This is a genomic window from Methanosphaera cuniculi (genome assembly GCF_003149675.1).
GTDB classification, from domain to species: Archaea; Methanobacteriota; Methanobacteria; order Methanobacteriales; family Methanobacteriaceae; genus Methanosphaera; species Methanosphaera cuniculi.
In genome coordinates, this window is record NZ_LWMS01000048.1 from 23,659 (window position 1) to 37,862 (window position 14,204).

At 28.4% G+C, this 14,204-nt stretch carries 15 protein-coding genes; 6 read left to right on the plus strand and 9 right to left on the minus strand.

All coding sequences use genetic code 11. From position 1 onward, the window contains the following. Nucleotides 1-3: 3 nt before the first annotated feature. Nucleotides 4-708: a 2-amino-5-formylamino-6-ribosylaminopyrimidin-4(3H)-one 5'-monophosphate deformylase gene (gene arfB / locus MSCUN_RS08020; protein ID WP_095609165.1), complete on the minus strand. Its 705-nt coding sequence runs from the start codon at nt 706-708 to the stop codon at nt 4-6. Nucleotides 709-726: 18 nt separating this feature from the next. Continuing rightward, nucleotides 727-1,212 carry an RNA-binding protein gene (locus MSCUN_RS08025; protein WP_211305563.1) on the minus strand — a complete coding sequence of 162 codons (486 nt, stop codon included), beginning with the start codon at nt 1,210-1,212 and terminating at the stop codon, nt 727-729. Between the two features lie 258 nt (nt 1,213-1,470). Between MSCUN_RS08025 and MSCUN_RS08030 the strand changes: the two genes are divergently transcribed. The 3 genes from MSCUN_RS08030 (at nt 1,471) to oadA (ending at nt 4,353) form a co-directional block, all read left to right on the plus strand. Further along, the gene (locus MSCUN_RS08030; RefSeq protein WP_095609163.1) at nt 1,471-1,716 is read left to right on the plus strand and encodes an LSm family protein; all 246 of its coding nucleotides are present in this window, start codon (nt 1,471-1,473) and stop codon (nt 1,714-1,716) included. A 224-nt stretch (nt 1,717-1,940) separates the two neighbouring features. Then, complete coding sequence (locus MSCUN_RS08035; RefSeq protein WP_095609162.1) at nt 1,941-2,126, plus strand: 50S ribosomal protein L37e; 186 nt, start codon at nt 1,941-1,943, stop codon at nt 2,124-2,126. Nucleotides 2,127-2,643: 517 nt separating this feature from the next. Continuing rightward, entirely contained in the window at nt 2,644-4,353 is a 1,710-nt protein-coding gene (oadA, locus tag MSCUN_RS08040; RefSeq protein WP_095609161.1) for a sodium-extruding oxaloacetate decarboxylase subunit alpha, read from the plus strand. Between the two features lie 568 nt (nt 4,354-4,921). Here the strand turns inward: oadA and MSCUN_RS08045 are convergent. The 3 genes from MSCUN_RS08045 to larC form a co-directional block, all read right to left on the minus strand. Further along, complete coding sequence (locus MSCUN_RS08045; protein ID WP_170104132.1) at nt 4,922-5,506, minus strand: DUF2284 domain-containing protein; 585 nt, start codon at nt 5,504-5,506, stop codon at nt 4,922-4,924. Nucleotides 5,507-5,606: 100 nt separating this feature from the next. Further along, the gene (queC, locus tag MSCUN_RS08050) at nt 5,607-6,290 is read right to left on the minus strand and encodes a 7-cyano-7-deazaguanine synthase QueC (RefSeq protein ID WP_095609159.1); all 684 of its coding nucleotides are present in this window, start codon (nt 6,288-6,290) and stop codon (nt 5,607-5,609) included. Beyond that, a complete protein-coding gene (gene larC, locus MSCUN_RS08055; RefSeq protein ID WP_095609158.1) occupies nt 6,291-7,505 on the minus strand; it encodes a nickel pincer cofactor biosynthesis protein LarC in 1,215 nt (404 codons plus the stop codon). Between the two features lie 278 nt (nt 7,506-7,783). On the opposite strand from larC, the gene MSCUN_RS08060 reads away from it, so the two are divergent. Genes MSCUN_RS08060 through MSCUN_RS08070 form a run of 3 tightly spaced genes read left to right on the plus strand, consistent with a single transcriptional unit; the run spans nt 7,784 to nt 10,055 of the window. Further along, nucleotides 7,784-8,671: a hypothetical protein gene (locus tag MSCUN_RS08060; RefSeq protein WP_095609157.1), complete on the plus strand. Its 888-nt coding sequence runs from the start codon at nt 7,784-7,786 to the stop codon at nt 8,669-8,671. A gap of 24 nt (nt 8,672-8,695) precedes the next feature. Further along, nucleotides 8,696-9,487 (plus strand): adenosylcobinamide-GDP ribazoletransferase, encoded by a 792-nt coding sequence (gene cobS, locus MSCUN_RS08065; RefSeq protein WP_170104134.1) that lies wholly within the window; start codon nt 8,696-8,698, stop codon nt 9,485-9,487. A 40-nt stretch (nt 9,488-9,527) separates the two neighbouring features. Next, on the plus strand, nt 9,528-10,055 hold the full coding sequence (locus tag MSCUN_RS08070) for a tRNA (cytidine(56)-2'-O)-methyltransferase (RefSeq protein ID WP_095609155.1): 528 nt from the start codon (nt 9,528-9,530) through the stop codon (nt 10,053-10,055). Between the two features lie 151 nt (nt 10,056-10,206). Here MSCUN_RS08070 and MSCUN_RS08075 read toward each other — a convergent pair whose 3' ends face one another. The 4 genes from MSCUN_RS08075 to MSCUN_RS08090 form a co-directional block, all read right to left on the minus strand. After that, nucleotides 10,207-10,914: a hypothetical protein gene (locus MSCUN_RS08075; protein WP_095609154.1), complete on the minus strand. Its 708-nt coding sequence runs from the start codon at nt 10,912-10,914 to the stop codon at nt 10,207-10,209. 243 nt (nt 10,915-11,157) lie between these two features. Beyond that, on the minus strand, nt 11,158-12,261 hold the full coding sequence (locus MSCUN_RS08080) for an inositol-3-phosphate synthase (RefSeq protein ID WP_095609153.1): 1,104 nt from the start codon (nt 12,259-12,261) through the stop codon (nt 11,158-11,160). 151 nt (nt 12,262-12,412) lie between these two features. Continuing rightward, nucleotides 12,413-13,294 (minus strand): 3'-5' exoribonuclease YhaM family protein, encoded by an 882-nt coding sequence (locus tag MSCUN_RS08085; RefSeq protein WP_095609152.1) that lies wholly within the window; start codon nt 13,292-13,294, stop codon nt 12,413-12,415. 78 nt (nt 13,295-13,372) lie between these two features. Further along, nucleotides 13,373-14,200, minus strand: coding sequence for a type II secretion system F family protein (locus tag MSCUN_RS08090; RefSeq protein ID WP_095609151.1), 828 nt, complete (start codon nt 14,198-14,200; stop codon nt 13,373-13,375). Between the last annotated feature and the right edge of the window lie 4 nt (nt 14,201-14,204).

The following is a 14,204-nucleotide window of genomic DNA, read 5'->3' on the forward strand; positions in this document are numbered from 1 at the left end:
ATTTTAAATTAGTCTTTTTATTACATCTATTATATCTTCTTGTGCTTTATTTAGAAGATTAAGTCCGAGTTCTTCATCTATCATGATGCCCTCAGCTTCCACAATTTGTGCTTCTTCATCTATTAAGGGCTCATTTTCACGTGCTTCTTTTAATCCTACCATTCCCACTTCTGGATTTAGATCAAAATTAGTATGTTCTTCTATCATTGTATCATCAATTATTCCAAGAACTTTTCCCATTGATAATTCACCAGTACATGCATGTGGTCCTTCATTTTCAATGATTGAATTGTTAAATATTATTTGAAGTTGTGTTTCATCTGCAATATATTTGAGACTATCTATTATTTGATTGTTTCCACCATGTCCATTTACGATTATTACTGTTTTTATATCTAGCATGTCGCGTATATTTTTTAGTTGTGGTATTATCTGATCATCTATAAGTTCATCTTTATCTAGGTGAATTCCATGTTTTACATAGTCATATTCTGTTGCTCCATAGAATATTCCTAGAAATGTTGCACCTGTTTTTATTGATACATTTAATGCTACAGTTGCTGCTATTTTTGAGTCTGTATCTATTGGTAATGCTGTTCCATGGTTTTCTCTGTGTGATCCTAGTGCTATTATTCCTATTTTATGGACTTCTTGGGATATTACATTTCCTGAGTTATATTTTAGTTTTATATTGTTTTTGTTTTTCATAGTTTAATAAACACACTCCTATATTTCTAGTGTCCAGATTGGATCTCCTACATAATGGAGGTTTTTTATAGCTTTTCCTTTGTTGTTTTCTACCATTTCAGGTCCTGTAATTAGTGCTGTTCCTATTGCTAGTGGTTTATGGTGTTGTTCATCGACTATTACTACTGTGTCACCTTCTGTAATTGTGTCTTGTGCATCTACTATTCCTGGTGACATGATGTCTGCTCCTTTTATTACAAAGTTTATTGCTCCCATATCAACTACTACTTCATTTTCGATTGTCTTTTGATTTAGTATTGCTTTTAGTGTTGGGATTATTTTATCTTCTGTTTGCATTAGTAGTGGTTCACCATCTATTAGGTAGATGTCTGGCATGTCTTCTACTTTTATATATTCTACTTGTGATTTTTTTGGTATTATGTTTTCATATATTCCAAGTTGATTTTTAATTTCTTTTATTTTTTTATTTTTTAGAAAGTTTCTTTTTTTAGTTTTCATTATTATCTCACGCACTTATTTGTAAATTTTTTTTTCTTTTGATAATTATTTTTTTTATAGTTTTTATAGTATAAAAGTTTATTATGTTATTTATATATAAATAGTAGTATAATACATTAAATCATTATTTTATGTTTTTTGGATTTTTATATGCATGCAATAAAAAAAATAGTAATATTTTTATATTATAAAGTATTAAATAGATACATTTAAATATAATTCAAAACATATAATAGATATATATTATTGATAAGGTGATTAATAGTGAACGACCAAAAAAATAGTAACAATACATCTAGACCTCTAGATGCGTTAGGACAAGCTTTAAATTCACAAGTTCTTATCAACCTTAAAGGTGGAAAAGAATTCAGAGGAGTTTTACAAAGCTTTGATATGCACATGAATTTAGTAATAAACGACGCAGAAGAACTAAAAGATGGAGAATCCGAACGCCGATTAGGTGTTGTTTTAGTTCGTGGAGATAACATAGTCTACATATCACCAGGATAATTAGTTAAAGGACATTTCTTTAGAATTAATCGTCCTTATTAAAAAAGAACTTTCTTATTTATTATTTTTATTAACATAAATAAGATTTATTTGGAGATATAAACGATCGTATATCTAAGGAATAAGATTTTAGTCTTATTCTCTTTTTTTATACCTTTTTTTAATTAAAAAGGTTTTATTTATAATAATTATTTATTTTTATTAATTATATTGGAGGAGATACTGTGAAAGGAACACCATCATTTGGGAAACGTAATAAAATCAATCACGTAAGATGTAGAAGATGTGGTAGAAACGCATACAATGCAACTAAAAAGTTCTGTGCTTCATGTGGTTTTGGAAGATCCAAAAGACTAAGAAGATACAGTTGGCAAAATAAAAAACCTACAACACGTCAAAGATTAAAATAGATAAGATGAAATAATTCTTATCTTTTAAACCATTTTTTTTAAAGTAGTATCAAAAGGTCTTATAATTATTACTTTTATTTTATAAATACTAAAAATTTCTTTTTTTTAAAAATATTTAATTTTCATAAAAAAATAACACTAATTTTTCTATTAATATTATTATTATTAAATAAAATAAGTACTTCTCTTTTTTTTAGATTTAACTACTATTTTTTTATATAAAATAATTTTTTGAATAATTTTTATAATAAATAGAAAAATAGGTATATTACTTTAAACAAATTATATAAATAGATTATAAAATAATGAATAAAAAGAATAATGGGATATTAAGTTAATATAAAAATTTTTACACAAAAAAATAAATGACGCGAAAAAAAGTATAAAATTACATAATAAAAAAAAATAAGTATAAAAAAAGTAGAATATCCCCCCTCAAAAGAGATAAAAAAATATAAAAGGAATTCTTTTTATAAAAAAAACTTTTTTAACAAAAAAAATAACAGTAGGTGTTGTAATGGCAAAAGTAAAAATAATCGAAACAGCCTTACGTGATGCTCACCAATCATTAATCGCAACAAGAATGAGAACAGAAGATATGGTGCCAATCCTTCAAGATATGGATAAAGTAGGCTATTTTTCACTAGAAGCATGGGGAGGAGCAACCTTTGATACATGTATCAGATTCCTAAATGAAGATCCATGGGAAAGACTCAGAGTATTTAAAGAAAACCTAAAAAACACTCCAATACAAATGCTACTAAGAGGACAAAACCTAGTAGGATACAAACACTACGCAGATGATGTAGTAGAAGAATTTGTAGCAAAATCATATGAAAATGGAGTAGATATCTTTAGAATATTTGATGCACTAAATGATATTAGAAACATGCAAACAGCAATAAAAACAGCAAAAGATGTAGGTGGATATGTACAAGGAACAATAAGCTACACAATAAGCCCAGTACATACAATAGATACATATGTAGAATTTGCAAAACAACTAGAAGAATTAGATTGTGATGCAATAACAATAAAAGATATGGCAGGACTTATAACACCATCAATGGCACGTGATCTAATCACAGCACTAAAAGATGAAGTAAGTCTTGATGTAAACTTACACAGTCACTGTACTAGTGGAATGACACTCATGAGCTATGAAGCAGCAATAGAAGCTGGAGTAGACATGCTTGATACTGCAATATCACCATTTTCAGGTGGAACATCACAACCACCAACAGAAAGTGTAGTAGCAGCACTACAAGGAACAAAATATGACACAGGAATAAATCTTGAAAGTTTAACACCTGTAAAAGAATACTTTGTAGAACTAGATGAAAAATACAAAGCATTACTTGATCCACTATCATCAAAAGTAGATGCAGATGTACTACTCTATCAAGTACCTGGTGGAATGCTATCAAATCTTGTATCACAACTAAAACAACAAGATGCTATAGATAAATATGATGATGTACTAGATGAAATACCAAAAGTACGAGAAGACCTTGGATACCCACCACTTGTAACACCAACAAGTCAAATTGTAGGAGTACAAGCTGTAATGAATGTACTAACAGGTGAAAGATACTCAAACATCACAAAAGAAGTAAAAGATTATCTACGTGGATTATACGGAAAACCACCAGCACCAATAAACCAAGACTTATATAAAAAAGCAAATGGTGATGAAGAACCTGTAACAGGAAGACCAGCAGACTTACTTGAACCTGAACTTCCAGAAGCACGTAAAAAACTTGAAGATGAAAAACTAATGAATAAAGAAGAAGATCTTCTAACATACGTACTTTATCCAACAGTAGCAGAAAAATTCCTAAAAGGTGAAGCTGTAGCTGAAGAAATACCAGAACCAAACAAAATAGAATATGCACCAACATCCATACCAACATCATATGATGTAGAAGTAGATGGAGAAACATTTAATGTAAAAGTACTTCCAACAGGATACATGGAAATGGAACCAGCATCTGAGAAAATCAAAGGATCAGTTGAAGGTGGACTTCAAGCAGCAATGCAAGGAATGATTGTAAAACTCAAAGTAAACAAAGGAGATAAAGTAGAAATCGGAGATACAGTAGCAGTACTAGAAGCTATGAAAATGGAAAATGATGTAAAATCCGATAAAGCAGGAGAAGTAACAGATATCTTCATATCAGAAGGAGATACAGTAGAAAAAGATGAAGTACTTATGGTAATAAAATAAATTACTTCATAAAATTAAATACTCTCCTTTTTAACCACCTAAACTCTTTTTTTTCTTATAATATTAAATAAAAAAACATATATCTGAAAAATGTATTACAGTATTACATTATGATGTATTACAGTATTACAAATATGTGATCTTACATTTTTTAACATCAATGCTAATTTTTATCATAATTTTAACAATTTCATATTGGAAATTTGTATTTACTGTGTTATCTAATAATAATAATTATTTATTTATATAATAATAAAAAACATATATCTAAGAAATGTATTACAGTATTACATTATGATGTATTACAGTATTACAAATCCTCATTGCTCATAATTTATTATCTAAAAAAATGTGTTATGGTGTCATAAAAATATATAACTTCATATTTTTCAACATTTAACAATACTAGTTTTTTATCATTTTTAGCAGATATTTTAATTATTTAAAAAAAAGAGGTAAGATTTTAAAAATTTATATAATAATAAAAAAAATAAAATAAAATGAAATAAACTATATTATTCTACATATGTCATAATTTGACACATATTTTTTTTCAACATACTATTTTTTAATCATATAATATAGCAGATACATTATTCATATAACGTGGTAATGTGCCTGGTTTAATAAGAATTAACTCAATATCAAATAAGTCATCTAAAATTAATTCTGAATCAAAGCCTAGTGCTGAGAGTGAATATCGTCTATGTTCGGGATGAAGACATTTATCAAACTTATTTTTACAATCAACTTGTGTTTTAAATTCATTTTTAAAATCTTCTTTACAGTATGTACATGGTCCTGTAATACTTTCAGATCGTAAATAGTTTTTTTCTTCATCTAGTAGTTTTTGTTTAATATTGCTTTTTTCTTTCATAAATGTATCATTAATGATACTATTAAGTTCATCTTGTGAATATTTCTTATTATAAACATCTTTTGTAAAGTCAAGTTTTGTTATTATAATATCCACATTATCAAAACTTGTTATATATTCTTGAATGTTGATATCTAGAGGTGAACAGGAGTAGTTCTGGTTGTAGTTAAAACATTCACGACAAAATCCTTGTGTTTTTTCATAGTTATTATATTTATCATAAAATTCATCTGTACTAAGGGTTTTACGTAGGGTTGTTAGAGTGTATGGTTTCATTTTTTTATGCATCCTTTTTTTTTAATTCAATTTTTAGTTTTAACGTATAAAAATTATAAGAAAGGGGTGATGATTTAAAAAAGTGGGGAGAGTGGTTATATTAGTTTTCATATTCTGTTGGATCTTCAATTTTTAGTTTTTCAAATGCTCGTCTTCGTCTTTTACATGATTCACATACTCCACAATGTAATTCACTTCCAGTGTAGCATGAGTAACTATCTTCAATTGGTGCATTATACTCAATTCCAGTTCTTACGATATCATCTTTATCAAGGTTAATTAATGGTGCTTTTATTTGTATAGAGTCAAAAGATCCATATTCTATTGTTTTATTAAATGCATCAAGGTATTCTTTTGAGTTATCAGGGAATGTTATTGCTTCTTCATAATCCCATCCTACAATTATAATCTTTGCACCCATAGCTTCTGCATATGCTAATGCTATTGAGCAAAATACTGTGTTTCGTGCTGGAACCCATACTGATTTTGCAGTTTGTTGTGCAACTTCTATGTTATCTAGATCTTCATCTGTTGGTGTTGGTATTTCATCATCTGTTGTTAGTGATGAGTTACTTATTTCTTTAAGCCATGGTAGATCTATTATGATATGTTCCATTTCTAGTTTTTCACATACCTTTTTTGCTGCTTTAACTTCACGATCGAAGCTTTGTTGTCCATAGTTAAATGTTATAGCTGTAATATCATATTTATCACTATATATGGATGTTGCTACTGTACAATCTAGTCCTCCTGAGAGTACTGATATTGCTTTAGGTTTTGACATTTATTCTTCTCCTTCATATTGTTTTATTGCCAGGGTTGTTAGTTGTTGTATTGTAAGATTTGTGATTTTTGATATTTTTTTAATATCTTCATATTCAGGTGTACATTTTATTATTTTATCATCTGTATATCCTATCTTGAAATTTACAGGATATGTTTTATCTTCTATTGTGATTTTACTTTCTACATTTTTTCGTGTTATTGCTGAGCGGTGTAGTGTTGGTATTATTCGTACACCCAGTGTTCCTGTATGTTTAATTAAAACATCACATAAGTGTTCTGCATCCTTATTTTTACAAATTATTTTAATTATATGTCCTGGTCTGTTTTTTTTCATGATTGTTGGTGTTATACTTATATCTCGTGCACCTTCACTTAGCATTGTATCAAATAAGCTTCCAAGAACTTCACCTGTTAGTGTATCAACATTTGTTTCAAGTACTGTGATTGTATCTTTTGGTGTCATACTAGTAGCATGTATTAATCTTAGTGCATTTAGTATTTTAAGATCTTTAGCTCCTGCTCCATATCCAATCTTCATATCTACTATTGTAGGTGTGGATTCTATGTATTCATCTGTTATATTAACAAGTATTGCTGAACCTGTTGGTGTTGCAAGTTCACATTCAGCTTCACCTGTATGTACTGGTGTGTGTGAGAGTATATTTGCTACTGCTGGTGCTGGTACTGGTAGTATTCCATGTTGTGTATTTACAGATCCATATCCTGTTGCAACAGGTAATGAGTATATTTTTTCATCATCAAGTTTAAGATCATAATAAGCATATGCTGATCCTATCACATCACATACAGCATCTGCATTTCCTACTTCATGAAAATGTATTTTATCAATACTCATGTTATGTGCCTTACATTCTGCATCAGCTATTGTTTTAAATATTTTCTTTGTAAGTTGTATTGTTTTATGTATCTTTTCATTCTCCGGGTAATGTTTTTGTGTGATCATATCAAGATTTTCTATAATATCATGATAATGACGTGCTTTATTGTTATCTTCAGCTTTGATCTGTGCATATGTTGTCATTATTCCTGCTTTTAGTTTTTTTTCTATTTTAACATCAATTTTTCCAAAGTATTCACCATAGGTTTTAATTACTTCAACTATTTTTTCCTGGTTTGCTCCAAGATCTATGAATGCTCCTATGAACATGTTTCCTGCTACTCCTGAAACTTGTGGATCTATGATTAATACCATTATCTATTCTCCTCCTAATAAAGTAATTTATTTTTTTTTAGTTATTTTAGCATGAGTAAGTTAATCTTTTTTTTATAAATATGATTTTTGAAAATTATATTTTATATATATGCTATTATGTAATTTTTAAAGTTTTCTTAATAAAATAAGACTATTTTTAAAGCAAATTTCCATATAAAATGAAATATTAGTTAAAATACTTTTATGATACAACAAATAAATCTATTAATTACATGTTTGTTAAAAAAAATAGTTGGAGGTGAGTTAAGAATATAATTATGAAAATTGACATTGAAGGAATATCTACATCAAAAATAGATAATGGAATAAAAATAGAATCAGATGAAGATATGTATATTCTTGGAAATATACATGGATATGATTTTCAAAATAAAAAATCATTTAACAACCACTATTCAAACAATCCAGAACTTAAACGTGTAGTAATCCAAAGACATGGAATATCAGTAATTTCATCAATTGAGAAATTTAAAGATAAATTCTTTACAAACATATCAGTACTTATTGATGAAAAACTTGATAATATAACAATGCTATTCATATATAATACAATACATCAGACAATATCAACTACACTCTGGAAAAACAATGCAATAGCAAAAGATAAGCTAGATAATGAACTAGGAAACTTCTATAATGTAGTGTACATAGCATGCAGGGGAAAATCAGAAAAATACCTACCATATGATATATCACTATTTTATGAAGTTAAAGAAATATTAGATGAAGCACTAAATGAATCACTACAAAATCTAAACTATCCTATAAAGATCATACAAACACTCGAAGATCATCATATAACACTAGATATGATAGATAAATTAGCTCTAAAATTTGATAAAAACATAGACATACAACAATTTAACAATATACTTCTAGAACTACTTAAAAATCCTGACATAATAGCATATCTTAACATGAGCTTACATCTAAAAGATGACATAAAAAATAATACAATATCTGAACTACAAACACAAAAGCCAGACTATAAAAAAATAATAACAAAACCAATAGCAAACATAACAAAAGACACAACAAACACACTCAACTTAATATATCAAAAACTACCACACATAACAATTGATGATAATATAATAATAGGCTTAATCACAGCAACAATAACAAATATGACTAATAAAACATAATAAATTATGGAGGTGAAATATAACATGGCAAAGGCAAAGTATAGAAAAAATGCAATAATTAAACCATCAATAAATGGAATACTTGGAATAATAGGATTTTCAACAAGAATACCAATAAAAAGATTTGTAACACTCGAAGAGATGCAAGGAAATGTATTCATCTGGCCATATGTAGGACTACTAATTGGAGTAATTGGAGCTATCATAGCATACATTGTATATGATCTACTTAGTTTACCATTAATATTATCTGCAGCAATAGTTTATTCATTTTTAATATGGTTTACAGGATTTAATCATATTGATGGTGTAATGGACTTAGGTGATGGTCTCATGGTACATGGAGATCACCAGAAACGATTAAATGTAATGCGAGATTCAATGGTGGGAACAGGTGGAATTGCAACATTTTTTATTGTAGCAATTATCACAATAGCAGCACTAGCATCAGTACCTGTAAATGAAATAATTCAAACTGTAATTCTTATGGAATTATGTGCAAAAACAGGAATGATAACAACCATGGAATTTGGATCAACAGATGATACTGGAATTGCACGAGACATAAAAAAAGGTATTGATTATAAAGTATTATCAATAAACATTATAATAGCATTCATAATTGCATATCTACTACTAGGAGAGATAGGAGTAATATCATTACTTGCAACAGTAATATTTGCACTATATCTTGCAATGGTAGCTGAGAAAAACTTCGGTTGTGTAACAGGAGATATGCTAGGAGCATCAAATGAAATAGGACGAGCTGTAGCACTAATATTTGTAGTACTAAACATGAGCATAGCAATCCTATAATGAATTTTGATGATTTATTTTTTTTGAGGTATAAGATATAATGATAACAGTATTAAGATTAGATCATAGATTAGGAAGAGACACAAGAATAACAACACATGTATGTCTAACATCACGAGCATTTGGAGCAGACAAAGTAATACTCAGTGGAGAACGAGATAGACACATCATAGAATCAGTAGAAAGCGTAGTAGACAACTGGGGAGGAGACTTCCAAGTAGAATATGATCCAAAAGCAATTAAAGTAATAAAAGACCATAAAAAACAAGGATATGAAATAATCCACCTAACAATGTATGGAAAACATGTGGAAGATGTAATACCAGAAATAAGAGATAATGGTAAAGATAAACTAATCATCGTAGGAGGATCACGAGTACCAACAGAAGTCTATGAACTAGCAGACTGGAATCTAAGTGTAACAAACCAACCTCACTCAGAAGTAGCAGCACTTGCAATATGCCTACACTACGCAATGAATGGTGAAGAACTAAATGTAACATATCCTGATGGAAAAATGCAAGTAATACCAAATAATGAGCATAAACAGGTAATAAAAAACGAATAAAAAAAACTATTATACTCACCACCACTACTTTCTCTTTTTAAAAAAAATACTAATTTTATAAAAACTTAGAAAAAATAGCTAATTTTTTTTTAATGAAATAGGTTAAAAAATAGGAAAATTAAAATGGGGGTTAAAAGAAGTGGTTATATGTTTATCCTTCTCCAATTTCTTTAAGAGTTCGAATAACTTCTTTTCTTGAAGTTCCTTTTGGGAATTGTCCTTCAAAAGCAGTTCTACCATTACTATCATACCATCCACCATATTCATTATCATACCAAAGTCCACCAGAGGATGATTTAGATGATTTTACTGAAGATTTTGATGATGATTTGGATGATTTTGTTGTTTGTGCTGATGATGATTTACTATTTGTTGTATCTTCTTTTACTGTTTCATTTGTATCATTACTTGTTTTTACTTCTAGTGGTTCTACTTTTAGAGTTTGTAGTATGTGTATTAGTGTGTTTTCATTTGGTGTGGTTATTAGTACGTTTCGTCCTGAGTAGTTTCCATAGTAACTACATAGTCCACTTTGTGATTTGTTATAGGTTACATTTGCTTTTGTTAGGCTTGTTATATTAGTTTGTGCTGTGTTTTTTACTTTATCAAAGCTTGTGGTTTCATTTGTATTGTTTGTTTCATATTCATCATATACTATTATTTTAAGATTATCTTTTGTATTATCATATATCTGGTAATCACTGCTATTTGTTATGTTAACATTACTTTCTGGAACTTCACATTTAAGTCCATTCATTGTAATGTTTTGATAGTTTTCATAGGATGTGTATGAATATATTCCTGCTATAAGTGCAATGATTATGAGTATTATGATAATAATTTTACTTCGATTACGCATCTTTTTTTCAAAACTCCCTTTTTTTTGTTATTATCAATGATATTGTTGTTATAATATTTAATTTTTAAAATATAAACTTTTTTAGGGGTACGTTTTAATTATTACCTTTTTATGAACCTTAAAATTAGTAAATATGACTTAAATAGGTATGAATTTAGTTAAAAAAATTAGAATATTTTCGAAAAAAAGATATGATTTAGATATAAAATAAAAAAAAGATATTTGAAAGAAGGAATTTGTATTCTATCTTTCAAGTTTTCCTTCGATGAATTCATCTACTTTATCATGTGCAATATCATCAGGATATTGGATTGGTGGATGTTTCATTACATATGAGGATATTGATGTGAGTGCTCCGCTAATTCCACGATCTAATGCTAGTTTACAACATCTAATTGCATCTATTACACAACCTGCACTATTTGGGCTATCTTCTACACTTAGTCTTAGTTCAATGTTCATTGGTACATCACCAAAGGTTCTTCCTTCCATTCTTAGGAAGCATAGTTTATTATCTTTTTGCCATGGTACATAGTCACTAGGACCTATGTGTATGTCATCATCATCAAGTCTTTGTGCAAGTACTGATTGTACAGCTTCTGTTTTTGATTCACGTTTTGATGCTAAACGATCATGATTAAGCATGTTTAAGAAATCTGTATTTCCACCAGTGTTAAGTTGGTATGTTCTATCAAGTTTTACTCCACGGTCTGCAAATAGGCTTGCAAGTGTTCTGTGTGTAATTGTTGCACCAATTTGTGCTTTAATATCATCACCAACACATGGTATTCCAGCATCTCTAAATTTTGCTTCATATTCAGGATCACTTACAATAAATATTGGTACACAGTTAATAAATGCAATTCCAGCTTCAAGTGCACAGTCTGCATAGAATTTTCCTGCTTCATCAGATCCTACAGGTAGATAGTTTACAAGCATTTCTGCTCCACTTTCTTTTAATACTTTTACAATTTCATCTTTACCATTTTCAGGTTCTTCTGATATTATAAAGGTTGAATCATCTTTGTACTCTTTCATATGTGGTGCTACACCATCAAGTACTTTTCCCATTGTAACTGTTACATTTGTTTTATCCATATCAGGGTAGAATATTGTTGTACAGTTTGGTTTTGCATAGATTGCTTCACTTACATCTTTTCCTACTTTTCTAGCATCAATATCAAATGCTGCCACTACTTCAATGTCTGATGGTTTATAGCCATCAATTGACCAATGCATTAATCCATCTACGTCTTCTTCTGTTTTATCTGCATAATAGTTTATTCCCTGAATTAATGAACTAGCACAGTTACCTAGTCCTACTACTGCTATTTTGATTTTGTCCATTTCGACACCTTTTGTGTTTTTTTTAATTAAAAATATAAGTATTTTTTAATTTTTAAATATTATTTGATTTTTCTATTATTATTTTATTAATTTAATTTATATTAAAACTATTTATAAATTTATTTTTCAATAAAAAAATATTTCTTTTCATCTATTTTGTTGCTTTTGCTAGTTTTGCACTTATATCATCAGCATAATGTAATGCTATGGCTTCAGGAATTTTAGGATCTACAGTTGAACCCCATCCTAGAGATTTTTCTCCATGATGTGATAGTATCATATGTATTAATTGTACTTTAAGTTTATCATCAATATCAAGATTACTTAGTTTACTTTCTAGCATATTAGCACCAATATAAAGATGATCAAGCATTTGTCCTTCATAATTTATGTCAATAATATTTGTATCATATGAGTATGTTTTTATTTTTCCAATATCATGAAGTAATGCTCCTGTAACTAGAAGTTGTCGGTCAAGTTCTGGGTAAATATCAGATAAAGCATTACATATTTTTACAACTTCATTTGTATGTATAAGTAGTCCACCTAGGTAGTTGTGATGATGAATTTTTGCTGCTGGTGCTTGTATAAACTTATCATAAAATTCAGGATCTTTAAAGAATGCATCAAGTACTATAGTTAGTTGTGTATCTTCAACTGAATCAAGAGTATCTTGTAGATATTTCAGGTTTTTTTCATAGTTTTCAGCCTTTTGTATGAAGTCATTTTCATCATATTTTCTTGATGGAAATATTGTATCTATTAGTATGTTAAAATTTCCTGATTCTGGTGGATATTCCTGGATTTTTCCTTTTATTGTAATAACCTGGTTTATCTGGTATTTTTCATATATTTTTCGTGGTCTTCCATCAAACATCCGAGCTTTTATATTTCCAGTTTTATCTTGTATTGTAAGTTCTAGGTATGGTTTGTTTGTTTTTGTTTTTCTGATTTGTTTTTCAATTAATAGAAATTGGCTGGTAATTTCCCTATCTTCATTAAAGTTTTTTATAAAATCGTTTTCTTTTTTCAATTTTTCACATCATCCTCAAATATTTTTTTGATTGTATTGTTTAATAGTTTTCTTTTTTCTATTATTTTATCCTTTTTTTTATATGGTAGGTTCCATGTTTTTAATGAAGATTATTATAAGTATTATGATAAGTGGGAAAAATATAAGATATAATAGTACTACTAGTTCTCCTTGTATTATAGGACCCATTACTGTTGTTGCTGCAATTATCATGATAAATAGTATTATAGGTATTAATACAGCTATAAACATGTACATGAGCATTACAGAGTTTAGTTTTTCTGAGTATTCTTTATACTTAATTTTCATGTTACGTGTATGTTCATTTGCTATTGTATTTAGAATATCAGCAAGATTTCCTCCATTTGTAAGTGTTCGTGTTATCTGATTTATTACGTTGTCAAATATCTGGGAATTAACACGTTTTGATAGGTTGTTAAATGCATCAATGTAGTTTGTTGAGTATTGTATTTCATTAAGTGTTATTTTAAATTCTTCAGATAATTCACCATAATTACTTTCAACTATGCTTTGGAGTGCATCAAAGAGTCCTATTCCTGCTTTTAGTTGTGTTGACATTTCACGTAGTGCAAATGGTAGTACTTTTAGTATGTTTTTTTGTCTTTTTTGCTGTTTTATTTCTGGCATCTTATATTTAACAAAGATTAAAAGTGCTATGATGATAAGTATTTCTATGCCTATTTGTGGTTGTATTATAAGTAATATTAATGGTATTATAAGTAGTGGTAGTAAGATTTTTCTTATATTTATTTTATTTTCATGTGTTTTTATTAGCTCATCTGTTATTTTATTATCAACTGAAGGTATTTCTTTTTTATTTAAAGTAATGGTGGTCTTTTTGTGTTTTAGTGTTATTTTTCCGATTTTTATTAATAATTGTTTCATAATA

Excerpts from the sequence above, each read along its gene's own strand:
- arfB (WP_095609165.1), bottom strand. The coding sequence starts at position 708 with ATGAAAAACAAAAACAATATAAAACTAAAATATAACTCAGGAAATGTA.
- oadA (WP_095609161.1), top strand. The coding sequence starts at position 2,644 with ATGGCAAAAGTAAAAATAATCGAAACAGCCTTACGTGATGCTCACCAA.
- MSCUN_RS08045 (WP_170104132.1), bottom strand. The coding sequence starts at position 5,506 with ATGAAACCATACACTCTAACAACCCTACGTAAAACCCTTAGTACAGAT.
- queC (WP_095609159.1), bottom strand. The coding sequence starts at position 6,290 with ATGTCAAAACCTAAAGCAATATCAGTACTCTCAGGAGGACTAGATTGT.
- larC (WP_095609158.1), bottom strand. The coding sequence starts at position 7,505 with ATGGTATTAATCATAGATCCACAAGTTTCAGGAGTAGCAGGAAACATG.
- MSCUN_RS08060 (WP_095609157.1), top strand. The coding sequence starts at position 7,784 with ATGAAAATTGACATTGAAGGAATATCTACATCAAAAATAGATAATGGA.
- cobS (WP_170104134.1), top strand. The coding sequence starts at position 8,696 with ATGGCAAAGGCAAAGTATAGAAAAAATGCAATAATTAAACCATCAATA.
- MSCUN_RS08070 (WP_095609155.1), top strand. The coding sequence starts at position 9,528 with ATGATAACAGTATTAAGATTAGATCATAGATTAGGAAGAGACACAAGA.
- MSCUN_RS08075 (WP_095609154.1), bottom strand. The coding sequence starts at position 10,914 with ATGCGTAATCGAAGTAAAATTATTATCATAATACTCATAATCATTGCA.
- MSCUN_RS08080 (WP_095609153.1), bottom strand. The coding sequence starts at position 12,261 with ATGGACAAAATCAAAATAGCAGTAGTAGGACTAGGTAACTGTGCTAGT.
- MSCUN_RS08090 (WP_095609151.1), bottom strand. The coding sequence starts at position 14,200 with ATGAAACAATTATTAATAAAAATCGGAAAAATAACACTAAAACACAAA.